The 22,871-nt window shown below is 49.7% G+C and carries 17 protein-coding genes; 8 read left to right on the forward strand and 9 right to left on the reverse strand.

The features are described from left to right. Positions 1–651 precede the first annotated feature (651 nt). The 8 genes from Q3C19_RS09240 to Q3C19_RS09275 all read left to right on the forward strand — a co-directional run bounded on the left by Q3C19_RS09240 (position 652) and on the right by Q3C19_RS09275 (position 13,445). On the forward strand, positions 652–3,990 hold the full coding sequence (locus tag Q3C19_RS09240) for a SusC/RagA family TonB-linked outer membrane protein (RefSeq protein ID WP_277122080.1): 3,339 nt from the start codon (positions 652–654) through the stop codon (positions 3,988–3,990). Between the two features lie 19 nt (positions 3,991–4,009). Then, on the forward strand, positions 4,010–5,527 hold the full coding sequence (locus tag Q3C19_RS09245; RefSeq protein WP_302728851.1) for a RagB/SusD family nutrient uptake outer membrane protein: 1,518 nt from the start codon (positions 4,010–4,012) through the stop codon (positions 5,525–5,527). A 42-nt stretch (positions 5,528–5,569) separates the two neighbouring features. After that, positions 5,570–6,448, forward strand: coding sequence for a putative zinc-binding metallopeptidase (locus Q3C19_RS09250; RefSeq protein WP_022163779.1), 879 nt, complete (start codon positions 5,570–5,572; stop codon positions 6,446–6,448). Between the two features lie 42 nt (positions 6,449–6,490). Continuing rightward, complete coding sequence (locus tag Q3C19_RS09255; protein ID WP_302728854.1) at positions 6,491–7,768, forward strand: DUF4302 domain-containing protein; 1,278 nt, start codon at positions 6,491–6,493, stop codon at positions 7,766–7,768. Between the two features lie 86 nt (positions 7,769–7,854). Continuing rightward, the gene (locus Q3C19_RS09260) at positions 7,855–8,880 is read left to right on the forward strand and encodes a BACON domain-containing protein (RefSeq protein WP_302728856.1); all 1,026 of its coding nucleotides are present in this window, start codon (positions 7,855–7,857) and stop codon (positions 8,878–8,880) included. A gap of 560 nt (positions 8,881–9,440) precedes the next feature. Next, positions 9,441–10,550 carry a DUF2027 domain-containing protein gene (locus tag Q3C19_RS09265; RefSeq protein WP_302728923.1) on the forward strand — a complete coding sequence of 370 codons (1,110 nt, stop codon included), beginning with the start codon at positions 9,441–9,443 and terminating at the stop codon, positions 10,548–10,550. Next, positions 10,547–12,562 carry a histidine kinase gene (locus Q3C19_RS09270; protein ID WP_302728858.1) on the forward strand — a complete coding sequence of 672 codons (2,016 nt, stop codon included), beginning with the start codon at positions 10,547–10,549 and terminating at the stop codon, positions 12,560–12,562. The genes Q3C19_RS09265 and Q3C19_RS09270 overlap by 4 nt, the downstream gene beginning before the upstream one ends. A 130-nt stretch (positions 12,563–12,692) precedes the next feature. Continuing rightward, positions 12,693–13,445, forward strand: coding sequence for a LytTR family DNA-binding domain-containing protein (locus Q3C19_RS09275; RefSeq protein ID WP_302728860.1), 753 nt, complete (start codon positions 12,693–12,695; stop codon positions 13,443–13,445). 166 nt (positions 13,446–13,611) lie between these two features. Here Q3C19_RS09275 and Q3C19_RS09280 read toward each other — a convergent pair whose 3' ends face one another. From Q3C19_RS09280 to hemW, 9 genes are all read right to left on the reverse strand, one after another. Then, the gene (locus Q3C19_RS09280) at positions 13,612–13,968 is read right to left on the reverse strand and encodes a hypothetical protein (protein ID WP_022163785.1); all 357 of its coding nucleotides are present in this window, start codon (positions 13,966–13,968) and stop codon (positions 13,612–13,614) included. A gap of 319 nt (positions 13,969–14,287) precedes the next feature. Then, the gene (locus Q3C19_RS09285; protein ID WP_071150520.1) at positions 14,288–14,890 is read right to left on the reverse strand and encodes a lysine exporter LysO family protein; all 603 of its coding nucleotides are present in this window, start codon (positions 14,888–14,890) and stop codon (positions 14,288–14,290) included. After that, complete coding sequence (locus Q3C19_RS09290; RefSeq protein WP_302728863.1) at positions 14,887–15,174, reverse strand: LysO family transporter; 288 nt, start codon at positions 15,172–15,174, stop codon at positions 14,887–14,889. Before Q3C19_RS09290 ends, Q3C19_RS09285 begins: the two co-directional genes overlap by 4 nt. A gap of 107 nt (positions 15,175–15,281) precedes the next feature. Further along, the gene (locus Q3C19_RS09295; RefSeq protein WP_302728865.1) at positions 15,282–16,367 is read right to left on the reverse strand and encodes a DUF4249 domain-containing protein; all 1,086 of its coding nucleotides are present in this window, start codon (positions 16,365–16,367) and stop codon (positions 15,282–15,284) included. 18 nt (positions 16,368–16,385) lie between these two features. Next, positions 16,386–19,055 (reverse strand): TonB-dependent receptor, encoded by a 2,670-nt coding sequence (locus tag Q3C19_RS09300; RefSeq protein ID WP_302728925.1) that lies wholly within the window; start codon positions 19,053–19,055, stop codon positions 16,386–16,388. 82 nt (positions 19,056–19,137) lie between these two features. Then, positions 19,138–20,028, reverse strand: a complete 891-nt coding sequence (locus Q3C19_RS09305; RefSeq protein ID WP_302728867.1) for a FecR family protein — start codon at positions 20,026–20,028, stop codon at positions 19,138–19,140. A 140-nt stretch (positions 20,029–20,168) separates the two neighbouring features. Continuing rightward, a complete protein-coding gene (locus Q3C19_RS09310) occupies positions 20,169–20,594 on the reverse strand; it encodes a hypothetical protein (protein WP_277122098.1) in 426 nt (141 codons plus the stop codon). A 314-nt stretch (positions 20,595–20,908) separates the two neighbouring features. After that, entirely contained in the window at positions 20,909–21,466 is a 558-nt protein-coding gene (locus Q3C19_RS09315; protein ID WP_302728870.1) for an RNA polymerase sigma-70 factor, read from the reverse strand. 116 nt (positions 21,467–21,582) lie between these two features. Further along, entirely contained in the window at positions 21,583–22,719 is a 1,137-nt protein-coding gene (gene hemW / locus Q3C19_RS09320) for a radical SAM family heme chaperone HemW (protein WP_302728872.1), read from the reverse strand. Positions 22,720–22,871: the final 152 nt, after the last annotated feature.

Below are 22,871 nucleotides of genomic sequence, written 5' to 3' on the forward strand. Positions count from 1 at the left end.
ATCGGTTGTAGTTAAGGAGTTAAGAAGTTAAGGAGTTAAGCCGATACATTGTGAGCTGTTTGTTTCTCTATTGGCTTTTAACTCCTAAGCCTGTCCAAGACGGGCGATAACTCCTTTTAACTCCTTTAACTTCTACAAGTTTCGCACTTGCGAAACTTGAGTACTGATATAAAACGAATTGCGCCTTGATGCCGGTTGTACGTATAGCGACTGGCGTCAAGGCGCAATGTGTTTGTATATAGCCTTGTCTATGATAACCGGTTTTCTTTGTCATGAGGTTCTCGAACGCTTTTTTCTGCAAACGAATGGAAACCTTTTTTGAACAATTTTAGTAATTATGTTATAAAACATGCCTGATTATAGTAAAATATATGCAAGGATATATATATTTGTGAAATCCAAATAAATTATTCATAATTTTTGAGAGAGAGTATTATGATAGCAACAGGAGGTCTCCTTGTTCTTCTTAATTCCACCCTATATAAGTAAGGATTGAAAAGCCTTGCAGATATCTATTTTTTGAAAAACACGCCGGGGAAACACTCCGGCAATGGAAATATTATACTTATAGGAGGACCAAATTATGACAGGTATGAAAAAACGTTTTCTGATGATTCTTTAACTTTATATACTAATCTAAAATCAAAGAGCATGAAAAACAAACTTCTTGTGTCATTGCTTTTCCTTTTTGTAGGAATTGCTTCCATGACAGCGCAACAGACAGGAGTAAGCGGAGTCGTCATTTCCGGTGAAGACAATCAGCCGGTTATCGGGGCTTCCGTATTGGTGGTCGGCACAACGGTCGGAGTGACAACAGACGTTGATGGCAAGTTCCGGTTGGACAATTTGCCTGCATCGGCCAAAGAATTGCAGATTTCCTTTATCGGATTCAGAAAGGAAGTTGTGCAGATCACGCGTGGAAAGAATATGAAAGTGGTTTTGATGCCCGATTCCGAGATGCTGGAAGAAGTGGTGGTAACCGGTATGACCAAGGTGGACAAACGCCTCTTTACCGGAGCAGCCGACCAATTGTCTGCCGCCGATGTGAAACTGGACGGTATGGCCGACATCAGCCGTGGCCTGGAAGGACGTGCGGCAGGTGTGTCCGTACAGAACATTTCGGGTACGTTCGGTACGGCACCCAAAATCAGGGTACGTGGAGCCACCTCTATTTACGGTAACTCCAAACCTTTGTGGGTGGTGGACGGAGTCATCATGGAGGATGTGGTAGAGATCGGAGCCAACGACCTTTCTTCGGGCGATGCCACTACACTGATCAGTTCGGCCATTGCCGGATTGAACTCGGATGATATTGAGAGTTTTCAGATTCTGAAAGACGGTTCGGCTACCTCTATTTACGGTGCCCGTGCCATGGCAGGTGTGATTGTAGTGAACACCAAGAAAGGAAAGGCCGGTACTACCCGGTTCAGCTATACCGGTGAGTTTACTACCCGCTTGAAGCCTTCGTACCGTACGTTCAACATCATGAACTCGCAAGACCAGATGGGCGTATACAAGGAGTTGCAGAATAAAGGCTGGCTGAATTTGGCCGGTACCTACCGGGCTGCCAACAGTGGCGTTTACGGCCGAATGTATCACCTTATCAATACATACGACCCTGTGACAGGCCAGTTTGGTTTGCTCAATACGGTGCAGGCCCGTAACGAATACCTTCGGGCAGCCGAATACCGCAATACCGACTGGTTCGACCTGCTTTTCAGCAATGCACTGATGATGAACCACTCGGTGAGCATATCAAGCGGTACGGAGAAGTCGAACTCATACATCTCGCTCAGTGTGATGACCGATCCGGGATGGATGAAGAGCAGTAGCGTGCAACGCTATACGGCTAATATGAATACGACTTATAACCTGACTAAGGAACTGTCGCTCAACGTTATCGGCAATGCTTCTTATCGTAAGCAGAAGGCACCCGGTACCATTGGTCAGTCGCGCGACGCTGTGTCGGGCGAGGTATCGCGTGGTTTCGATATCAATCCCTATTCGTATGCACTGAACACTTCGCGTACGCTGGATCCGGACGAAATCTATACCCGTAACTATGCCGACTTCAACATCTTCAACGAGTTGAATACCAATAACATCTTCCTGAACGTCGTGGATCTGCGCTTTCAGGGCGAACTGAAATGGAAACCGCTGAAGGGACTTGAACTGAGCGTGTTGGGAGCAGCCAAATACTCTTCTTCCTCGCAGGAACATAAAATATTGGAGTCGTCCAACCAGGCGATGGCTTATCGTGCCATGGACGATGCCACCATACGCAATAGCAATACCTGGCTTTATACCGATCCGGATGTACTCAATTCGTTGCCTTTCAGTATTTTGCCAAATGGTGGTTTCTACAATAAGACCGATTATCGCATGCTCAGCTGGGACTTCCGTGCGGCAGCCAGCTACAACACGGTGTTCAGAGGAGAAAATATCCTGAACCTGTATGCCGGTATGGAAGCCAATGCCGTCGACCGCAGCAACAATTCGTTCGAGGGTTGGGGTATGCAGTACGAGAATGGTGAGATTCCGTATTTCGATTATCATGCTTTCAAGAAGATGCGCGAAAATAATTCTACCTATTATTCGTTGTACAATACCAAGAAACGCATGCTGGCCTACTTTGCTACCGGAACTTACTCTTATAAAGGACGCTACAGCCTGACGGGAACGATCCGTTACGAAGGAACCAACCGTCTGGGTAAGGCCCGTTCGGCCCGCTGGTTGCCCACTTGGAACGTAGGCGCCGCCTGGAACGTACACGAAGAATCCTTCTTCCAACATCTGGAACCGGCCTTTTCGCACATGACCCTCAAAGGCTCCTACAGTTTGACAGCCGACGCAGGTCCGTCATACGTTACCAACTCGGTGGTTAACATCAACAGTTTCACACCTTGGCGTCCCAGTGCATCGGTGGGTGAATCGGGCTTGCAGATTGTAGAATTGGCCAACGGCGACCTGACTTATGAAAAGAAGCATGAGTTGAATATCGGATTGGATTTGGGTTTCCTTGACAACCGTATTAATCTGGAATTGGCTTGGTATAAGCGTAACAACTACGACCTGATTGGTGCCGTACTGACACAAGGTGTGGGTGGTGAAACACGACGCAATGCCAACCTGGCCAGCATGAAGTCGCACGGTTACGAGGCCACTCTTTCGACCCGCAACATCGTTACCAGGAACTTTAGCTGGAGTACCGACTTTATTTTCGGTTACAGCAAGACGCAGATTACCGACCTTAAATCACAGACTTATTTGTTCGATCTTGTGACCGGTTACGGACAACGCGAAGGCTACCAGTGGGGTAGTATCTTCTCCATACCTTTTGCCGGACTTGATTCTGACGGTTATCCGACCTTTATGTGGAACGGGAAACTGGTGGATAAGACCCAATACGGTAGTATCAACTTCCAGCAGCTGGAAAATCTGGATTTCCTGAAGTACGAAGGTCCAAAAGATCCGACCATTACCGGTAGTTTCGGTAACATTTTTACCTGGAAGAACTTCAAGCTGAATGTGTTTATTACTTATGCCGCAGGCAACAAGGTTCGTCTCGATCCTCGGTTCGCGCGCAGCTACAACGACCTGGACGCTACTCCCAAGGAATTCAAGAACCGCTGGATGATGCCGGGCAACGAGAAGATTACCGATATCCCCGTCATAGCCAGTACACGTGATAACAATAAGTACAGCAACATGAACTATGGTTACAACGCATACAACTATTCTGATGCACGTATTGCCGACGGTAGTTTCATCCGAATGAAAGAGATTTCGTTGAGTTACGATTTCCCGAAGAGCCTGCTGGGTGGTCAGAAGATTGTCAAAGGCCTTTCGTTGAAAGTGCAAGGTACGAATCTCTTCCTGATTTATGCCGACAAGAAGCTGAACGGACAGGATCCGGAATTCTTCAATTCTGGTGGTGTGGCCGCTCCGGTACCCAAGCAGTTTACGTTCACAGTAAGAGCCAATTTCTAACCATTAACAGTTATCTATCATGAAAACAAAAAATATATTATTTGCATTAGGCGTTGCCGGCTTGATGGGAAGCATGCAGTCTTGCGACAGTTTTCTCGACACTATGCCCGACAAACGTACGGAAATCAATACCCCCACTAAGGTAAGGGATATCCTGCTGTCTGCTTATCCTACACTGCATCCTACCATTATGTTCGAATTCATGTCCGACAACTATGCCGACAATGGTGACATGTACTCCAGTCCGATGAACCTGGCCATTGAGTCGTATATGTGGAAAGATGCCGTAGAGTCTGACTGGGATAGTCCGCAGGAAGTCTGGGATGCCAATTACCGTGCTATTGCTTCGGCCAATCAGGCTTTGAGTGCCATTGAGGAGATGGGTACACCGGCCGAGTGCCTGCCTTACAAAGGGGAAGCACTGTTGTGCCGTGCTTACGGACATTTTATGCTGGCCAATACGTTCTGCATGGCTTATAACGAACGCACTGCTGCCAACGAACTGGGTATTCCTTATATTACTGCTCCCGAGGAATCGGTAGGCGTGGTTTACGAACGTGGTACGCTGGAGGATACTTATCGTAAAATCAACGAAGATATTGAAGAAGCATTGCCGTTGGTAGCCGGAATCACTTTCAATGTCCCTATGTATCACTTTAACGAAAAAGCGGCTTATGCTTTTGCGGCACGTTTCAACCTGTTTTACGGAAAAGATTACGATAAGGTTATCGCATATGCAACCAAAGCTATCGGAACCGATCCGACAAGCGTATTGAGAAACCTGAACGGATATGACAAGTTTACCACCACCAAGGAATGGACTTACGGTTATATCAGTGCTGACGAACCGGCAAACCTGCTGCTGATAACCAACCGTTCGCTTTACGGACGTGTAGGTAACCAGCGTTACGGCATCACCAACGACATTTTCCGTTCGCAGCTGGCGTGGTCTTACTTCCCCGGAAACAAGCAGCTGACTGTTTACAACACGGTGTTCCATTACAATTACATGAGCTATTTCATCCCGAAGATGACCGAAATCTTCGAAATCACCAACCAGATAGCCCAGACCGGACAGCCGCACGTTGTCATTCCCGCTTTCACTACCGACGAAACGTTGCTCTGCCGTGCCGAGGCACACGTGCTGAAGCAGGAGTATGAAGCTGCCGCTACCGACCTGTCTTACTGGTACATGAAAAAAGGTATTTCGGCCTGCAGTGCCCAGCAGATTATCGACTTCTACAAGGCTACCGACAGCAAAGGCAACCCCAATGCCAATGTGAAGGAACTGCATACAGGCGTTACCTATACGGAAGAACAGACTTATCTGATTCATGCCGTACTCCATGCACGCCGGGTAGAAGGTCTGCACGAAGGTATCCGCTGGATGGACATCAAGCGCTATGGTATTTCCTATCAGCACAACATCTATAATGGAGAGCCTTTGACCCTGTTGCCGGACGATCCGCGCAAAGCCATTCAGATACCGCAAGAGGTATTGTTTGCCCCGGGCGATATGACTCCCAATCCAAGATGACTTTTTTAGCAAAACATAACGATATATAAACAGATTACGATTATGAAACTGAAATATTCCTTATTATTTCTGCTCTTGAGTGCCATGCTTTGTGGCGCATGCAGCGAAGAAGACCTGAATCCCACCAGCATCTTTGATGACGAAGTGGAAATGGAAAAGAACGAACTGGACATCTGGCTGGACAATAACTACCTGTATCCTTACAATGTAGACTTCAAATACAGGATGGAGGACATTGAATCGAGTTTGAGCAATAACTTGGTTCCTATTGAGTACGATCTGGCTGTACAGATGGCACGTATTGTGAAGCATGTGTGGTTCGAGGCTTACGATGAGATAGGTGGCATCAACTTCACGCGGCAATACGCTCCCAAAATCATTCATCTGGTCGGTTCGCGTCAGTGGAATCCCAACGGTACCATTACTTTGGGTTACGCGGAAGGCGGCTTGAAGGTGACACTGGTAGGCGGAAACTGGCTTGATCCTACCGACATTGCCGACCTGAACGAAATGTTTTTCAAGACTATGCATCATGAATTTGCTCACATTCTGCATCAGACCAAGGAATATCCTGTTGAGTACAACGACCTGAGCGAAGGACATTATTCGCCCTCCGGATGGAACAACCGTCACGACATGGCCGATTATGCGCCCTTTGGTTTTGTTACTGCTTACGGCAGCAGCCAGCCGGGTGAGGATATTGCTGAAATGACAGCCTGTTTCCTGACTTGGACCGATGCTCAATGGAAAGCGCTGGAGGAAGGTGCCGGAGCAGAAGGATGGGCCATTATACAAACGAAGCTGGGCATTGTAAAAGATTACATGCGTACCAATTTCCAGATTGATATGGACAAGCTGCGTGCGGCGATTGACCGGCGCTGCGACGAACTGCAGCGTATGGATATCAATGCACTGCCCTGATGATTGTCGGATAACGAATGTATAACACTAAAAACTGAAGTTATGAAAAACAAACTTTTATATATCATACTTTTAATGGCAGGATTGTTTCAGGCTTGTGCTCCTGAAGTGGACGACCTTTTCGACAAGCCGGCCCAACAGCGTATCAACGAAGAAATTAAGGCCTGCCGTGATCTGTTGGTCAGTTCGGAACAGGGCTGGAGGCTGGAGTATTTTCCTTCGGCTACCCAGGCTTACGGAGGCTATAACATGATTCTGAAGTTTACGGAGAAAGAAGTGACTGCCGCCGGCGAAACTGCCAGTAGTCCGTCGTACACGGAGACCAGTCTTTATTCCATGGGTTCGGACATGGGGCCTACGTTGAATTTTGATACCTATAATTCCATTATCCATTACTTTGCCGATCCTGACAAGCAGGAAGGTGCCGGATTGGGAAAAGGATATGAAGGCGATTACGAGTTTATCATCATGGGGCATTCTGACAATGAAATCATCTTGAAGGGCAAGAAGACCAAGAACGTCATGAGGATGATACGTATGGAGGAATCGGCCGAAAGTTATCTGACTGCTGTGCAGAAAATCAGAGATGACTATAACTCATTGTTTGGAGTAGAAGGTGCGTCGGGCACTATCAACGGACAGTCGGTCAGCTTGTCTTTCCCGTCCGACCGTAAACTTTCTGCTCAGATCGGTACTGAGGAATTGCAGAGTGCTGCGTATTTGTTTACGTCGACTGGTATCCGTTTTTATTCGCCTCTGCTGATAGGGGGCAAAGAAGTAGATTCTTTTGGATGGTCGTTTACCGATCAGGCTTTCGAATACGAAGGACAGACTATTCCGTTCCGTTACGACCCGAATATGGAGGACTATACGCAATATCTGGGCAAGTATACTATGAAGTATAATGGCTATTATGGAGCTTCGTCGTTGGAAATCGAACTTACAATTGGAGCGTATAAACAAAACTATATCATCAAAGGAATGCTTCCGATTGATGTTATCATGACGTATGCCGAGCCGGTAGTCGATGGGGTGAAGACTCCGCGCATGGAATTGCTCAACCAGCAGTTGCTCGACGGAAGTGGCAATTATCTGTCTGTATGGAATGCCGAGAGTGGCCGCCTTACTTGGGGAGGAACCGATTTCCGATATGGTATGTACGGCGAACGTGATGCAGATAATCCTAATTTGTATCGGTTTGTAGACGATGGCCGACGTGAAGAAGCCACTACGGGTATGATTTTGTGGGGACAACCGGGAGAATACAGGGCATATGGAGAGTCGCGCTTTGCTCACATCACTTTGCTTAAGCATGACTGATACGCTGCTGAAATCTTAGGTTGCCGGCTTTGTACGGTTGGCAACCTATGAACAGAAAAATGGTAAACCAAATAACTGAAAAACGTATGATAAAGAAAATATATACTTTGTTGTTAATGGCATGTTGCATCGGATTTGTAGGATGCTCCGACGACGATGAAACAGTACAAGCCACTTTGAAAGTTGTGAAGTCCGATGTTTCTTATGACTGCTTCGGCGGAGAAGGAACGATCGAAGTGAATTCCGCAGATCCTGTTACTGCAACCAGTTCTGTCAACTGGTGTCAGGCTACTGCCAGTGGGAATGTGATTCAGTTGAAAGTTGCTCCCAATCAGAGTGAGTCGAGCCGGACGGCCGTCATCTCTCTTCAGTCAGCATCGGGAAGTACTCAAGTTGCCATCTATCAGATGGGAGATGTTCCTATTTCGGACATTGAAGGCCGAGCTTTGGGTAAGAATGGAGAACAGTTGACATTTCATCTAAAATCGGCTAATGAAATTCAGATTGAAAGTTCGGCCGATTGGCTGACTTATCAACTGGAAGGTGAACAACTGACGGTCAATATAGCCGATTTTCCCCCGGGATCTCCTACGGGAATCCGTTCTGCAACGCTGACTGTCAGTGCCGGGAAGGTATACAAGATGCAGTACACATATTCGCAGTTCAACATGGAGGGTGAATTCGATTGCTTCCGTTCGGTAGATGGTGTGCAGCAATCATACGGCACATGCCGGCTGGAAGAATCGGCAACTCCGTTGGTGTATAACGTGTATCCCAAAGGAAGTATTTTTGATGGTCCTTATAAAATCAGTTACGAGAACGGTAAGTTCGTCATCCGCTTCAATCAGGTGTTGGGAGCTTACGATGCCAAACGGAACATCGTACTGTGTGCATACGATAAGGCCGGAAGACTGTCATGGGATACGAAAATTGAATATGTAGCCCCGGTTGCTTTCAATCAGGAGACAGGACTTATGACGCTTACATTCCAGGACAACGGAACCTGGGCAGGACAGCATGTGGACGGATTCTATTATAGTATCACCGACGAGCAAGGAACTCCTACGGGAACCGGATGGGCGGTGACAGACATTGTATGGGTAAGGAAATAGCAGACTCTCTCCTAAAGTTGCGTTTTCTTTTCTTTGGAGCGTGAAAAGAAAAGAAGATGAGGTTTTGAAAAGGTAAAGGGATGGCGTTGTGAAACGTCATCCCTTGTTTATTTCTGCCTCCCATTATGTCCTAACCTACTATTCTCTCAGCTGCTAGATGTGTCTTCACCGTTCGATGAATCCTTTTTTCTTTTACTTTCTTTATATCTCGCGCGCCGGGATGTATATCTCAGCACGTGGGATGCATATCTCAGCACGTGGGATGTATATCCCGGCGCGCGAGATGTAACTTCCTGCGTGGATAGAACGATTGTGCAGGATAGAAACAGCGGACTGGGTTGTAACAAGGCGGTGACGTATGGCTTTTAAGGACATTCCTTTGCAGAAACACTTGTCTTGGGGGTATCTCGTGTCATTTTAGTGATATTTACGTATCTTTAGATAAGATAGGATGCGGTTCGGCATAGCCAAATTGAAAACTTTGGTTTTCATTTGTCTCTGCGCTCACCTTTCACTATCTTTGCCACAAGGAAACCGAATGACTAAACAGAAAAGACATGATAAAAATAGGAGATAAAGTTCGCTTTCTGAGCGAAGTTGGTGGCGGAAAGGTCACCGGATTTCAAGGTAAAGACATTGTACTGGTAGAAGATGCTGACGGGTTTGACATCCCGATGCACATACGCGAAGTGGTGGTGATTGAGACCGACGACTATAACGTGCCCACACCCGCTTCAAAAGCTGCCAAGGCCGAACGGAAGAAAGCCGAGGAGCAGCCCGCCCGTCCCGCTGCGTCGCAGCAGGCTTACGAGCAGCCTCTGCATCGGGTAGAAAAGCCCGAAATATCTGTCTACCGCCAGCCGGAGATGAAAGGTGGTGATGTGCTGAACGTCTATCTGGCTTTTGTGCCCGAAGACATCAAGGCTGTCAGCACTACTCCGTTCGAAAGCTATCTGGTGAATGATAGTAACTATTACCTGTACTACACCTATCTGGGCGCTGAAGGAAAGGCATGGACAGTGCGCCAGCATGGACTGATAGAGCCTAACACCAAGCTGCTGCTCGAAGAGTTCGAAAAATCGTCGCTCAACGACCTGGAACGCGTGGCCGTGCAGCTCGTGGCCTTCAAGGACCGTCGCTCCTTCCAGCTGAAGCCCGCAGTCAGTGTGGAACTGCGTATCGATGTGGTGAAGTTCTACAAATTGCATACTTTCCTGCCTACCGACTTCTTCGAAACGCCTGCCCTGATATACGACGTGGTGCGCAACGATCAACCTGCCCGTCAGGTGTACGTGTCGGCCGAGGATCTTCAGGAAGCTCTGATGCAGAAACGTTCGGCCGATGCCCCCAAAAAACACCAGCCCGCAGCCAAGCAAGGCGGAAAGAATGGCATCGTAGAGGTGGACTTGCACATCGGCGAACTGTTGGACGACACGCGCGGCATGTCGAACGGTGAGATGCTGAACTACCAGCTCGACAAGTTCCGTGAGGTGATGGAACAATATAAGAACAAGCGTGAACAGCGCATCGTCTTCATCCACGGCAAGGGCGACGGCGTGTTGCGCAAAGCTATTTTGGACGAACTGAAGCGCAAATATTCCTCCTGTAAGGCGCAGGATGCTTCGTTTCAGGAATACGGATTCGGTGCTACAATGGTGACCATTAGATGATAAAACGCTTGTACCATATCGTTTTGCTGCTTTGCCTGCTGGCACTGGCAGCCTGTGCTTCCGGGGAGAAAGAAGGACGCCCTTCCGAACTGCGGACGTTCGAACGCTTTTCGGCTTTGAACGGCGATTCTGTTTCGACCCATCCTTACGAAGTGCGGGCCAAGGCAGTGCGGGGTATGCAGGCATCGCACGACAGTCTGACGTGGTACAATTATCTGGCAATGGCGCTGAAAACCTATCTGGTTACTTCCGAGATGGACTCGGCACGGCTTGTGGTGCGGCAAATCGAAGACTTCATCAGCCGTCAGCCTTCTTCGCCGCAACTGGCCGACCTGGCAAGTGACTGCTCCAACAGCAAAGGCAACATCTATGTGCGTACAGGTTATATGGACTCGGCGGCAGCTTGCTACCATCGTGCTTACGAGCTCCGTATGCAGAGTAACCATAAGGAAAGCGTGCCCGACATCCTCATCAATCTGGCCGATGCCTGCAACCAGCAAGGCAAGCTGGACGTGGGAGCGGCCTGGTATCGTCGTGCTCTGTTGCTGTGCGATTCGCTTCAGCTGCCCGACTCGCAGAAATATCCCATTTATTACGGATTGGGGCAGATCTATGTATGGCTGCGCGACTTCGAACAGTGCGATCATTACTACAATCTGGCAGCCAGGTATTTCGACGAGATGAGGCCTACCGAGAAACACTTCTACCTGAACAACCGCGGTACGTCCTATTACTACAGAGGCGATTACGAAACGGCCCTTACCTACTTCCGCCGCGTGATAGACCTGACGACGGAATATCCTGAAATGGTGTTCGAACGTAACCTGACGTGGCTGAACCTGGCCGATTGCTTCATTTCGTTGCAACAGCCCGATTCGGCAGCCCTTTATATCAACTTGTGTGAGCCTTTTTTCAAGGAATACGGAATGCCTGCCGCCCTTTACGCCATCGATACACAGAAGATGAGCCTCTGTCTGCTGCGGAAAGATCTGGAAGGCGCCCGCCGCGTACTGGCTTCGAGCGTCACTTCGCCCGACGTCTACCCCGACCTGATTCATGTGCGCAACCGCAACCTGCAACGCTACTTCGAACAGACCCAAAACTATCATAAGGCCTACGATTACCTGAAGAAGAACCGTGAACTGGATGACTCCATCCGCAACGAACACGTCAAGATGCGTACGGCCGACCTTGCCCTGCGTTATCAGCAGGACTCTACACTGATGTCGCAGAAAGTGCTCATTCAGGCTAAGGAAAACGAAGTGCTCGAACTAAGGCAGACCCGTATCATCTGGATTGCCTTGTGCGGAGCGGCTTTCCTCGTGATAGTCTTTATTTATATGTATAGCAAGAAGAAGCGTGCTCTGCTGCTTGTCGAAAGTCGTCGTACCGTTTCTACCCTTCGTCTGGAGAACATCCGCAACCGGCTTTCGCCTCATTTCATCTTCAATGTGCTCAATCAGGAAATGGCCGGACGCAAGGAGGAAGAGAAACACGAACTGGCTTCGCTGGTCAAGCTGATGCGCCGCAATCTGGAATTGGCCGAGCAGTTGTGCGTCACTCTGTCCGAAGAGTTGGACTTTGTGCGTACTTACATCGATCTGGAGCGCCGTTCGCTGGGCGATGCTTTCTATCCCGAAATCAGTTTGGCTCCCGATGTGCATCCCGAACAGGTCATGCTCCCCTCCATGCTGATACAGATTCCCGTAGAGAATGCCGTGAAGCATGCTTTGCGCGGCAAGGAAGGCGAACGCCGGCTGTGGATAACCGTAACGCGTACGGCAAATGCCATCAGTATCAAAGTGACTGACAACGGTGGAGGTTACCGTCCGAACAGTCGCAATCGGGGGACGGGCACCGGTATGAAAGTCATCATGCAGACCATTCAGATTCTGAACATGAAGAACAAGGAAACAATCGACGTTTCGGTGCACAATGTTCTTCTCGACAGTGGCGAGACAGGGTGCGAAGTCGCTTTCCTGCTTCCCGACAAGTACGACTATACGATTTAAGAATGTCTTCTTAGTAACGTTTTTCGATTGGATAATCTCGATAAACGTCCGGATAGTCCACATTCTTCGTTTGCGCTTTTGTGTGAAATAAATATAATATTTATATTCGCCCAACAAAACGACGAAAGCTATGGAGAGATTTAGAGTGGTAATAGTGGACGATGACGACGTTTCATTGGAGAATCTGGACTTCAGCCTGCGCAAAGATACCCGCTTCCAGGTGGAGGGAGTGGCCCGAAACGGGAAGCAGGGAAAGAAGGTCATCACCAAAGTACGCCCCGACCTGTTGTTCCTGGATGTAGAGATGCCCGATATGACAGGGATGGAACTGCTGCAGGACATACGCGATTCGATTTCCTGGAATATGAAAGTTGTCTTTTATACGGCTTACGACAAGTACATGATACAGGCCATTCGTGAGTCGGCTTTCGACTATTTGCTGAAACCGTTCGAAGAACAGGACCTTCAAGATATTCTGGAAAGGTTTATACGTCAGAAAGAGGCGGACAGCCGGATTGTGCCGTATGCAGGAACTCCGTTGCATGCCGGGCAGACATTCATTGTGTTCACTCCGACAAACGATATGCGTGCATTGCATCCGGCCGAGATCGGTTTTTTCCGTTACTGTTCCGAGCGTAAGCAGTGGGAAGTGATATTGAGTCAGCAGCCACCTCTTGTATTGCGCCGTGGAATGACAGCCGAGCAGATTATCCAGTATTCGCCCTGTTTTGTGCAGATACATCAATCGTACATCATTAATATTGATTATCTGATGATTATAAAAGACAGTAAATGTCTGCTTTATCCGCCTTTCGACAAGGTGGACGAACTGCTCGTCTCGAAGAAATACAAAAAAGAACTGCAAGACAGATTTTGCTTGTGAAAGTAGCTCTGTCTACACATGTAGGTAAATATATGACTGGTTAGAACGATTGCGTTGCCATCATGGTGGCAGCGTTAATCAGAAAAGGCACCGGAGAATTGCTCTCCGATGCCTTTTTTATTTGAATTGTTAAATCAGTTTCATCCTTAATTATCGGAGTGAAGTGTTACTTCACTTCGATACCTTTGTTTTCCAACGTAGTGTTCAGAACCTTTGCATACTCTTCGTATTGCTTTTCATCCAAAGTTTCCTTCATCAGTTTCAGGTTGGCTTGAACAGCTTTACGTCTCATTTCATCCTGATCTTCTGCTACTTCGTTGGCCAATGTCATCTGCTTTTTGAAATATTTGCAAATGTCTGCCACTTTTTCATGCTGGCTTTGAGTCAACTTCAGGTATTTGCTCAATGTATTTACATTGATGGAACCTTCCCACTTCTTTTCCGTTGTCGGTTGATTGCCTGCTGCAAAAGTTGTAGCTGCCAAGCAGAATGCTGCCACTAATGTTAATCCAAAACGTTTCATAATACCTACTTTTTTAATTGTTAATCCTAAAAACTTTGTTATCCTAAAAAAATCTTGTTCTAATACCTATTGAAAAACTCTAAGCGCTTAGTCTTTCTTTTTACCGATGCAAATATATGGACATGTTTTATAACACAAAAACAAATGAAAAAGAAAGTGTATGAAAGGCACTTCTTTTTTGACCTATATCAATTCTGATGTGTGAAAACGTACTGTTTTCCGTATATTTTGTAATAAGAACGTAATATTATAGGCCGTTTAGCATTAATGGGTGGAATATATCTGCTTTTCGCTTACAAAAAGACAAAAGTAGGTTTGCCTATAACGAACAGAATAAAGTGACAAGGAAGGTTACGGAAAAATCTGTCAGGCAACCATGGAATATAGATACCACTACCAGCTCTTTGCCGCTGTATCGGGTGATGATGGGCAGTGTAGTGTCCATGGTTGTGGCACCTCCTACGGCGATGGGAGCCAGTTTACCGAACCAGCGTACCAGCAGTGGAGCGGCAAGCAGGGCAATGATTTCGCGCATAATGTTGCTCAGCAGGGCAATGGTGCCCATGGCAGGACCTTTGTATTCGGTAATAATGATGCTGGAAAGCGAATAGTATCCAAAGCCCGAACCGATGGCACAGCAGTCAGCCGCGCTGCGGTGGGGCAGCAGTAGTGAGACGACAAGGCATCCGGCCAGCGTGCCGCCGATGGTCATCAGCGGTAGCAGGGCAAAACGTGGATTCAGTTGTCGGAAGCTCAGCAAGGTTTTAGGGTCGCAACCCACGCTGATACCTACAAAGAACATCAGTGCGCAGAGGGCGTAGAAACTGAGATCGGCTACGTTCAGGCTGTCGGGCAGCAGGTGTTGGTGTCCGCAGACAATGCCCAGTACGAAGAAGGCGATGATGATGAGACTACCTTTCATGACTTTTCGTTACCTCCTTTCCGGCAGATGTAGTTCCACAATCCCCAGGCTGCCAGACTGCTGCCCAGTACGGCAAACAGGGTGATGAGCAGTGCTTCTACTCCCAACGTGCCCAGGCCGTTGATGATGTCCGGGTTGCCCCCCACTTCCGTGCCCAGCAGGAAGAGTAACAACCATATTAATATGGTAATGATGCGGCCCACGGGGCGTGTGTTGCAGCGGCGCAACAGATAGCCCGTTCCTACACCGCCCAGCATGAGTGCAATAATGATCAGTACAAACATAATTTCTTGTTTCAGTAGATTGAGGGCACAAAAGTAGGCCTTTTTACCGAAATATCCTATGTCCGTATTGCTTCTTTAGGCTTTTTGTCAGACCATCCTGATACTTGTCAGGGAATGTGCAGGACGAACTGTGTGCGCGAATCGGCACCGACGAATCCCAGTCCACCCGTAACGTTGGTGGGGATACTGACGGGTTCCATCAGAACTTCTTCGTAATTTTCGTCATCGAGTGTGTTCAGAGCCTTCTGGTAGCGGTATTGTTCTTCGGTAAGGCTATAGATGCTGACGGTAATGGTCTGGCTGTTGTGGTAGTTGATGTAGTTGAGGAAGTATGGCGGTTCGGTATGGTAAGTAGGCGTATAGACTTTCAAGGTGGCCGATGCATCGGGAAAACGATTGTCGGTAAACAGGTTGTATTTGTTTCTTGTGGTGGGAAACAGTTCATTCTCCTCGTCGTTGTAGTTGTGGGGATGGCCATCGGTCAGGATGATGTCTTCGCGGTTGATAATCTTGGGCATCGGGACGGAGGTTAGCAAGGTGTCGCGTTGTTCTTTTACGAGATTTCCTCCTGCGTCGTAACGATAGGTCCAGTATGTCACCAATTGCTGTAGTTCGTGGCTGATGTCCAGCCGGTAGTAGTTTTTTTCGCCGGGCAGGTCTTTCAGGGTGATTTTATACTGGCGATAAAGTACATCTCCTGCATACTCGCGCAGATAGGTCAGGGCTGTATCCACTTGCAGGCTTTCGACGGCTCGGGGAACGGTGGTTTCTGCGCTTGCATGGTAAGTTCCGTTTTCGGCTATTGCCTCCAAGCGGATGTGATCGCCCGGGTGCAGTTCGGAGGTGATGCGGAACTTCTTGAAGTGGATATTACGAAGCAGTTGCTCGAACTGTTCGTCGTCTATCGTCCCTTTCAGGTCGCTGCACAGTTCTTCGGGCGAAATCTCTTCGGGTGTTTCAGCGGTTTTTCCATTAATATATAAGGTAAGACTGCCTTGTGTCACCCGTCCGATACGGTTGCCTTCGCTGAGGTGCAGGTAGGCATAGTTCTCTTTTGCGTCGGCAGTGAGTTGGGCGTTCAGTATCAGTTGAGGTTCCCGAGCCTGTTCGTTGTAAGGGATTTCGTTGGTACATGCAGTCAGTGCGATGCAGGTAACCAGAATAATTTGCAATATGCAGGGAATATGTTTCATATCTTTCATGTTTAGGAGTTAGAATCTGTATGTATAGGTCACCGAGGGAATCAAGGGCAGAATGGTCAGCTTCTTGATGGTGGTTTTGGTATCCTGTGTGATGATCTCTCCGGGAGCAAAAATTTCGTAGATATTTTCTTGTTTGGTATATACGACGTTGGGATTCATGGCATTGTAAAGGTTGTAAATGCTGATGTTCCACGTACGCATACCGTGTTTGGTCTTCCTGTTGAAGTTGATGCCGACGTTCAGCCGGTGGGTGGGAGGAAGCTGATAGTTGTTCCGGTGAGAAATGTAGTTTTCCTGACCGATACTACCGTCGGGCTTGATGACGATGGTTTGCCGTTCGGGTACAGTCATGTAGCCTCCGGTGTAGAATATCCACGAAGCACCTACATCGATGCGGTCGCTGAACTTGTGGTTCAGGCAGAGGTTCACACTGTGACGGCGGTCGTACTTGTGCGGGAACCATTGTCCCTGGCTGATGCTACCGTCTTTGAAACGGCGTTCGCTTTTGGAGAGGGTGTACGAAATCCACCCGGTTGTTTTACCCACCGTACGCTGTGCCATCACTTCCAATCCGTAACAGCGTCCTTCGCCCATCTCTACTTTCTCTTCCCAATAGGTGGAATTGCCGGAGAAGGAAACGCCGTCCTGATACTCCAGAATGTGGCGCATTTGTTTGTAGTAGCCTTCTACGGAGAATTCCCAACCCGACAGCCCGTCGTAGTAGAGTCCGGCAGCATATTGGTTGGAGTACATGGGGCGTATGTTGCGGGTGATGGGTACCCACAAGTCAGTAGGCATAGAGAGGGGAGTGGACGAGAGCAGATGTACGTATTGTGCCATGTGGGCATACGAGGCTTTGGCTGCCAGACCATTGCCCAGGTCGTAGCGCAGGGAGAGGCGGGGCTGTGCCGACAGATAGCTCTTACCCTGTGTGTGGAAGAGGGTCAGGCGTCCTCCCCAGTTCAGGCTGAGCCGGTCGGACAGTTCCCAGTCGTCTTCGGCATAAAGGGAGAGTTCGAAACCCCGTTGTGCCTGATTGATGCTGGTTCGGTAGGTGGTGTCTGCCGGTGTGGTGGAAGTTCCGTAGTTCCCTTCGTGTGCGGTGGAGACACCGGGACTGAACAGATGGTGGATAAATTCGGAGCCGAACCGTACGCGGTGGCTTGTAGAGGGCGTATAGTCGAAATCCATACGAGCACTCCAGTCGCGTATGCCCGAGTGGAATTTTGATGTATAGATTTGGTGTTCCAATGTGTTGCCGTTCTGTATTTTACGGTTTTCGGTATCTTCTTGTAGGGTCATGCGGTATTGGTTGTACGCTACGGTGGCGTTACCAAACAGTTTGGGACTGAATACATAGTTCCAGCGGGCATAGCCGATGAGGTTACCCCAGTTCAGGCGGGCTTTGCTGGTGTAATATTGCTGCGGAGAGGATGAATAGTCAGTCGGCTTGTCGTCGTTGTAATAGTGGTAATGGTCTTTGCCGCGGTAAAAGCCTAAGAAGAGGCGGCTGCGGTCGTTGAACTTGTGATTCAGTTTGGCATTCAGGTCGTAGAAGTAATAGTTGTATTTATCGGTGGAAATGTGAGTACCATATGACTCGGATGTGTTTACTGCATTGGGAATCAGTGTGGTGGGCATGAATCGTCCGCTCAGCGAGAAGGAAGTCTTGCCTTTGCGGATGGGGCCTTCGAGGTGCAGTTTGTCTGTCAGCGAGCCGATACTTAGCGAACCGTGATACTGGTGCAGGTCGCCGTCGTTGGTGCGCACATCGACAATGGACGACAGACGGCCGCCGTAGCGCGCAGGAAAACTGCTCTTGAAGAGGCTGACATTCTTAACGGCTTCGGGAGTGAATACCGAGAAGACACCCATCAGGTGGTCGGCGTTGTAGACGGGGATGCCGTCCAGCATCACCAGGTTCTGGTCGGGCGTACCGCCACGCACATACATGCCGGCAAATCCCTCCATACCAGCCTGTACGCCCGGCATCAGTTGCAGGGTTTTCAGCACGTCGGCTTCGCCCAGGATGGAGGGCGTGTGGCGTATCTGTGTGATGGGGATGTCGTGCGAACCCGTGTTGGCAGACTGGATGCCGGCTTCTTTGCGTTGTGAGGTGATGACTACTTCCTGCAGCTCGACGTTGCCGGCCAGCTGTATGTTGATGACCGTATCGCGTGTCAGAACAAAGCGGCTCTGTTGCGGCCGGAAGCCCAGGTAGGAAAACGTCAAGCTGACCTCTCCTTCGGGGAGGGTCAGCGAGTAGAGGCCGAAGGTGTTGGTCGAGGTGCCGGTGGCATATCGGCCTTCGGTGACGTTGGCACCGATGAGGGTCTCTGCCGACCCCTGCTCGGTGACGCAACCGCTGATGGTGAATCGGCGGCGTTCCTTCTTCTTGGGCATTTCGCGCTTGCGCAGCACGATGTGCTTTCCGTTGATGGAGAATTCCACAGGCTGGTCGCGGAAGGCCTGTTCCAGCAGTTCGCTGATGGTGAGCTGCTTTACTTGCAAGCTGATGCGGCCGTTCAGCCGTACTTCCTCGCCGTAGACGAAGGTGAATCCGGTGGAGTTTTCCAGTCGTTTTACCAGACTTTCCAAAGTGGCGTTGCGTATTTCCATGGTGAGCCGGGCATTGGAGCTTTGTGCCTGCATCCGGACGCTTAGCAGAACCACACACATCATAAGCAAGGCTCTGATGTGGTGGCGTTGAAAGAAATTAGATTGAATCATAGTGTTTGGTTTTTGTATATATGTTCATGTATTATTGTTTTTCGATGGCTTTTGTCTGTCGGGGGCTGATGACGATGGTTCCGCTTTCGTCACGGTAGCCGAAATGGCCAGCCTGCTGCAACACGTCGAGTATCTCCGTCAGACTTTCACCGCTGCCGAAGGTGGCAGTAAGACGGTACGTAGCCAGTTGCGCGTCTTCGATGCGGATGGGCGTGCGGAAGGCGTTGGATAGCTGTCGTGCGATCTCCTGCAACGTCTGTTGGCGGAAGAGGAAGAGTCCGCGGCTCCAGGCTATCTCGTCGTCGGCCGTCGGAGTGGCTTCCTGCCGTAATAATCCGGTATGGCGGTTGTAGACGGCTGCTTCGTTGGGTTGCAGTAACAGGCGTTTCTTGCCGCGGTCGGTGCTGACAGCTACGGAACCTTCGAGCAGGGTAGTCCTTACCTCGGTATCGGCGGGATAGGCTTCCACATTGAAATGAGTACCCAATACCTGCACTTCCATTCCGCCAGCTTCCACGGTGAAGGGGCGTCGGGCATCCTTACTTACCTCGAAGTAGGCTTCACCCTGCAGGCGTACATCGCGCCGGTCGTGTTCGAAGCGTTTGGGGCAGGTGAGCGACGAATACCGGTTCAGCGTCACTTCCGTGCCGTCGGGCAGCGTCAGGTTGCGTACTTCGGCCAGGGTAGAGAACGTCTGCATGGGCACGGGGCGCAGTGCTTCGTAGGCCGTCCATCCGGCTATGCAGAGCAGGACGGTGGCTGCCGCCCCCGTCAGCCAGAGGCGGAAACGGCGTTGGCGGTGTGCGTGTGCGAAGATTCTGTCTTCCAGTATCTTCCAGCTGTTGTCGGCCGAATATCTTCCCCGTGGCGAGCGGGTGGAACGGGCCAGACGGTCGAGCAGATTATCAAACGGGTCTTTCATCTTGTTTTTTCTTTTTGCTTATAAAGACAGTGGTTGCGTCCGGATTCCCTACTGTCGGAGCGATTTTTTTTTCGTTTATCTTAAAAAGCCGTTTTTTCTCTGCCTGTTCCCTTTCGGTCGGGGCGTTTCCTTTCCTTCTGTCATTTCTTTCCTTTGGGCTTCAGCTTTATCATCAGTTGCGTACTTTTCACCTCTTTGTCTTTCGGAGTACATACCAACCGCAGGGTGCCTTGCTTGCCTATCCGTTCGGGATAGATTTTGATGCGTACGTTGGCCGACTTCTTTTTGGCACGAATCACCACCTTCTTTTCGGGGATGCTGAATACGGGTTTCTTGCCGGGAGGCGTTACGCCCTCGATTGTTACTTCGCGGTCCTGATCTTTCTTGTCGGCGGCGATGATTTTCACATCCAGTTCTTCGCTGCTCCTTCCTGGGTCGAAGGCATAGTCGAAGCTATGCTTTTCGAATCCGATGTAATCGTGTGGATACTTGGAGTCTTTGCTGCACGAGGCAAGCACGGACAGGAGCAACATGGCTCCGATAGTCAGTTGGCAGATTGTTTTCATGTTGTTTATAAATATGTAAAAGAAACATTAAATGTATAGTCAGGCGAATCGGAGCAATCGGGCTCCTCTTCTGGTTTTATCTAAATAGCTGTTTATCTGCTTGTTATTAAATCTCTTTTCACTTGCTTACGGGGCCTTTGAGCCACACTTGCACGGCTCGCGAGCAACACTTGTACGGCTCGCGTTCGACACTTGTACGGCTCACGAGCCACACTTGCACGGCTCAAAGCCCACGTAAGCTTGTTTGCTATAAAGACGTGAGTTGTCAGGAAATCCCCTACTGGAGATGTGGTAATAAAAGTTAATTTAGCGTATTATTCATCGCCTTCGTCGGGCAACAGCATCTTTCTGAGGCGGGTGGTGGCTTTTTGCAGTTGTGCGTCCACTGTCTTTACGCTGATGCCCAATGCTTCGGCCACTTGTGCATAGCTTTGCCGCTCTTCGCGGATGCGGATAAAGACTTCGCGGCAACGCTGGGGCAGGCGGTCCAGTGCCTTGACGTAGCGGGCAAAAAGTTCTTCGCTGATCAGCGTCTCTTCGGGCGATGAGGCTGTGTCGGCCGGTTCGGGCAGGTGTTCGGCAGGCAAGGGGCTTTGCCGGTTTTCACGCTCCAGATAGTTGAGTGAGGTGTTCTTGGTGAGGATGAAGCAGTAGTCTTCGATGCTGTTCACTGCGGGCAGGCGGTCGCGCATCTGCCACAGGCGCATGAAGATGTCGAGCACTATCTCCTGAGCGGCGTCTTCGTCGCGGACATAGTAGTAGGCTATGCGGAACAGGCGGTCGTAAGTCAGGTCGTAGAAGCCCTTGAAGGCTCGTTCGGAGTCTTCTTCCTTCATCTGTCTCAAATAGCGTCTGACTTCCTGTTCGGTCATGGTCGGTTGGTTGGTTCGGACGCAAAGGTAATTGTTTTTGCGAACATCGGGCAACTGTCCGTTCGGAAAATGCGTGTGGCGTGTGCGGAGTCCAGGGTGACGACAAAAAGCAGGATTCAGTCGTCCACGTACATCAGGTCGCTCATGATGCCGTCCGAAACGAAGATGCCCCGACGCGTCAGCCGTAGAAAGCCGTCTTTCAGTTCCAGCTTGCCGTCAGTCAGGTAGGGAGCGGCCATGTCGAGGCAATATCGGTACAGCTTCTCGCCGTATTCCTGCCGTAACTGCTCCATCGGTATGCCCCACATGGTGCGTAGTGCGGTCATGACGCACTCGTTGTAGCGGGTGGCGGTGTCGCGGTATTCCGTTTCGAACGGACGGTTGCCGCTTTCCATGCCTTCAATATACTGCGTCAGCGACGATACGTTCCATTCGCGGCTGATGCCGTCGAACGAGTGAGCCGACGGGCCACAGCCCAGATAGGGAATGCCTTGCCAGTAGGAAGTGTTGTGGCGCGAGTGCCGGCCGGGTTTGCAGAAGTTGGATATTTCGTAGTGCACGTATCCCGCTTTGCCCAGTGTATCTGTCAGGGCAGAGAAGAAGCGCAGGCTGCTGTCCTCGTCCACCTGGCTGACGCGGTGAGCCTGCAGCATGTCGTACAGCGGTGTACCTTCTTCGTAGGTCAGGTGGTAGGCCGAGATGTGTTCCACGTCCAGAGCCACAGCCTGTTGCAGATCGTCTTGCCAGCGGCGGTCCGTCTCGCCCGGCAGCCCGTAGATGAGGTCGATGCTGATGTTTCCGAATCCTGCCCGCCGGCAGCGTCCGACGGCTTCAATGGCCTGGCTGGCGTTGTGGCGGCGGTTCAGCAGACGCAGCATTTCGTCGTCGAACGTCTGTATGCCCATGCTGATGCGGTTGAAGGGGAGCCGGTTGTGCAGCATGGCGACATAGTCGTCAGTCAGATCGTCGGGGTTGGCTTCGAGGGTTATCTCTTCACAGGCACCCAGCCCGTATACTTCTTCGAGGGTTTCGAATACAAGGGCAAAGTCTTCTTCGTCGAGTTGCGAGGGAGTTCCGCCGCCAAAGTAGACGGTTCGCACCGGTTCGCCTTTCAGGTACTCCTTCCGCGAGCGCAGTTCCTGACACAGGGCTCGGATGTAGCGTTTCTTCAGTTGGCTTTGGGTGGTGGAGTAGAAGTCGCAGTAGACGCACCGTGTCTTGCAGAACGGGATATGTATGTAGATGCCGGCCATGATGAGTATTTTATTGATTTATGGGACAAAGTTAGGGAAAAAATAACGATTTTTCCGACTTTATTCTCCTGCATCTTTGGAGCGACAGTTTTAGGTATTCATTTTTTTTATGTACATTTGCGCCATACATGAGAATAACAATAATTTAAGGA

This window comes from Bacteroides sp. ET489, from assembly GCF_030518095.1.
Taxonomy (GTDB): domain Bacteria; phylum Bacteroidota; class Bacteroidia; order Bacteroidales; family Bacteroidaceae; genus Bacteroides; species Bacteroides ndongoniae.

What these genes read in the sequence shown, in the direction of transcription:
- Q3C19_RS09240 (WP_277122080.1), top strand. Translation starts at nt 652, where the DNA reads ATGAAAAACAAACTTCTTGTGTCATTGCTTTTCCTTTTTGTAGGAATT.
- Q3C19_RS09245 (WP_302728851.1), top strand. Translation starts at nt 4,010, where the DNA reads ATGAAAACAAAAAATATATTATTTGCATTAGGCGTTGCCGGCTTGATG.
- Q3C19_RS09250 (WP_022163779.1), top strand. Translation starts at nt 5,570, where the DNA reads ATGAAACTGAAATATTCCTTATTATTTCTGCTCTTGAGTGCCATGCTT.
- Q3C19_RS09255 (WP_302728854.1), top strand. Translation starts at nt 6,491, where the DNA reads ATGAAAAACAAACTTTTATATATCATACTTTTAATGGCAGGATTGTTT.
- Q3C19_RS09260 (WP_302728856.1), top strand. Translation starts at nt 7,855, where the DNA reads ATGATAAAGAAAATATATACTTTGTTGTTAATGGCATGTTGCATCGGA.
- Q3C19_RS09270 (WP_302728858.1), top strand. Translation starts at nt 10,547, where the DNA reads ATGATAAAACGCTTGTACCATATCGTTTTGCTGCTTTGCCTGCTGGCA.
- Q3C19_RS09275 (WP_302728860.1), top strand. Translation starts at nt 12,693, where the DNA reads ATGGAGAGATTTAGAGTGGTAATAGTGGACGATGACGACGTTTCATTG.
- Q3C19_RS09280 (WP_022163785.1), bottom strand. Translation starts at nt 13,968, where the DNA reads ATGAAACGTTTTGGATTAACATTAGTGGCAGCATTCTGCTTGGCAGCT.
- Q3C19_RS09285 (WP_071150520.1), bottom strand. Translation starts at nt 14,890, where the DNA reads ATGAAAGGTAGTCTCATCATCATCGCCTTCTTCGTACTGGGCATTGTC.
- Q3C19_RS09290 (WP_302728863.1), bottom strand. Translation starts at nt 15,174, where the DNA reads ATGTTTGTACTGATCATTATTGCACTCATGCTGGGCGGTGTAGGAACG.
- Q3C19_RS09295 (WP_302728865.1), bottom strand. Translation starts at nt 16,367, where the DNA reads ATGAAACATATTCCCTGCATATTGCAAATTATTCTGGTTACCTGCATC.
- Q3C19_RS09300 (WP_302728925.1), bottom strand. Translation starts at nt 19,055, where the DNA reads ATGTGTGTGGTTCTGCTAAGCGTCCGGATGCAGGCACAAAGCTCCAAT.
- Q3C19_RS09305 (WP_302728867.1), bottom strand. Translation starts at nt 20,028, where the DNA reads ATGAAAGACCCGTTTGATAATCTGCTCGACCGTCTGGCCCGTTCCACC.
- Q3C19_RS09310 (WP_277122098.1), bottom strand. Translation starts at nt 20,594, where the DNA reads ATGAAAACAATCTGCCAACTGACTATCGGAGCCATGTTGCTCCTGTCC.
- Q3C19_RS09315 (WP_302728870.1), bottom strand. Translation starts at nt 21,466, where the DNA reads ATGACCGAACAGGAAGTCAGACGCTATTTGAGACAGATGAAGGAAGAA.
- hemW (WP_302728872.1), bottom strand. Translation starts at nt 22,719, where the DNA reads ATGGCCGGCATCTACATACATATCCCGTTCTGCAAGACACGGTGCGTC.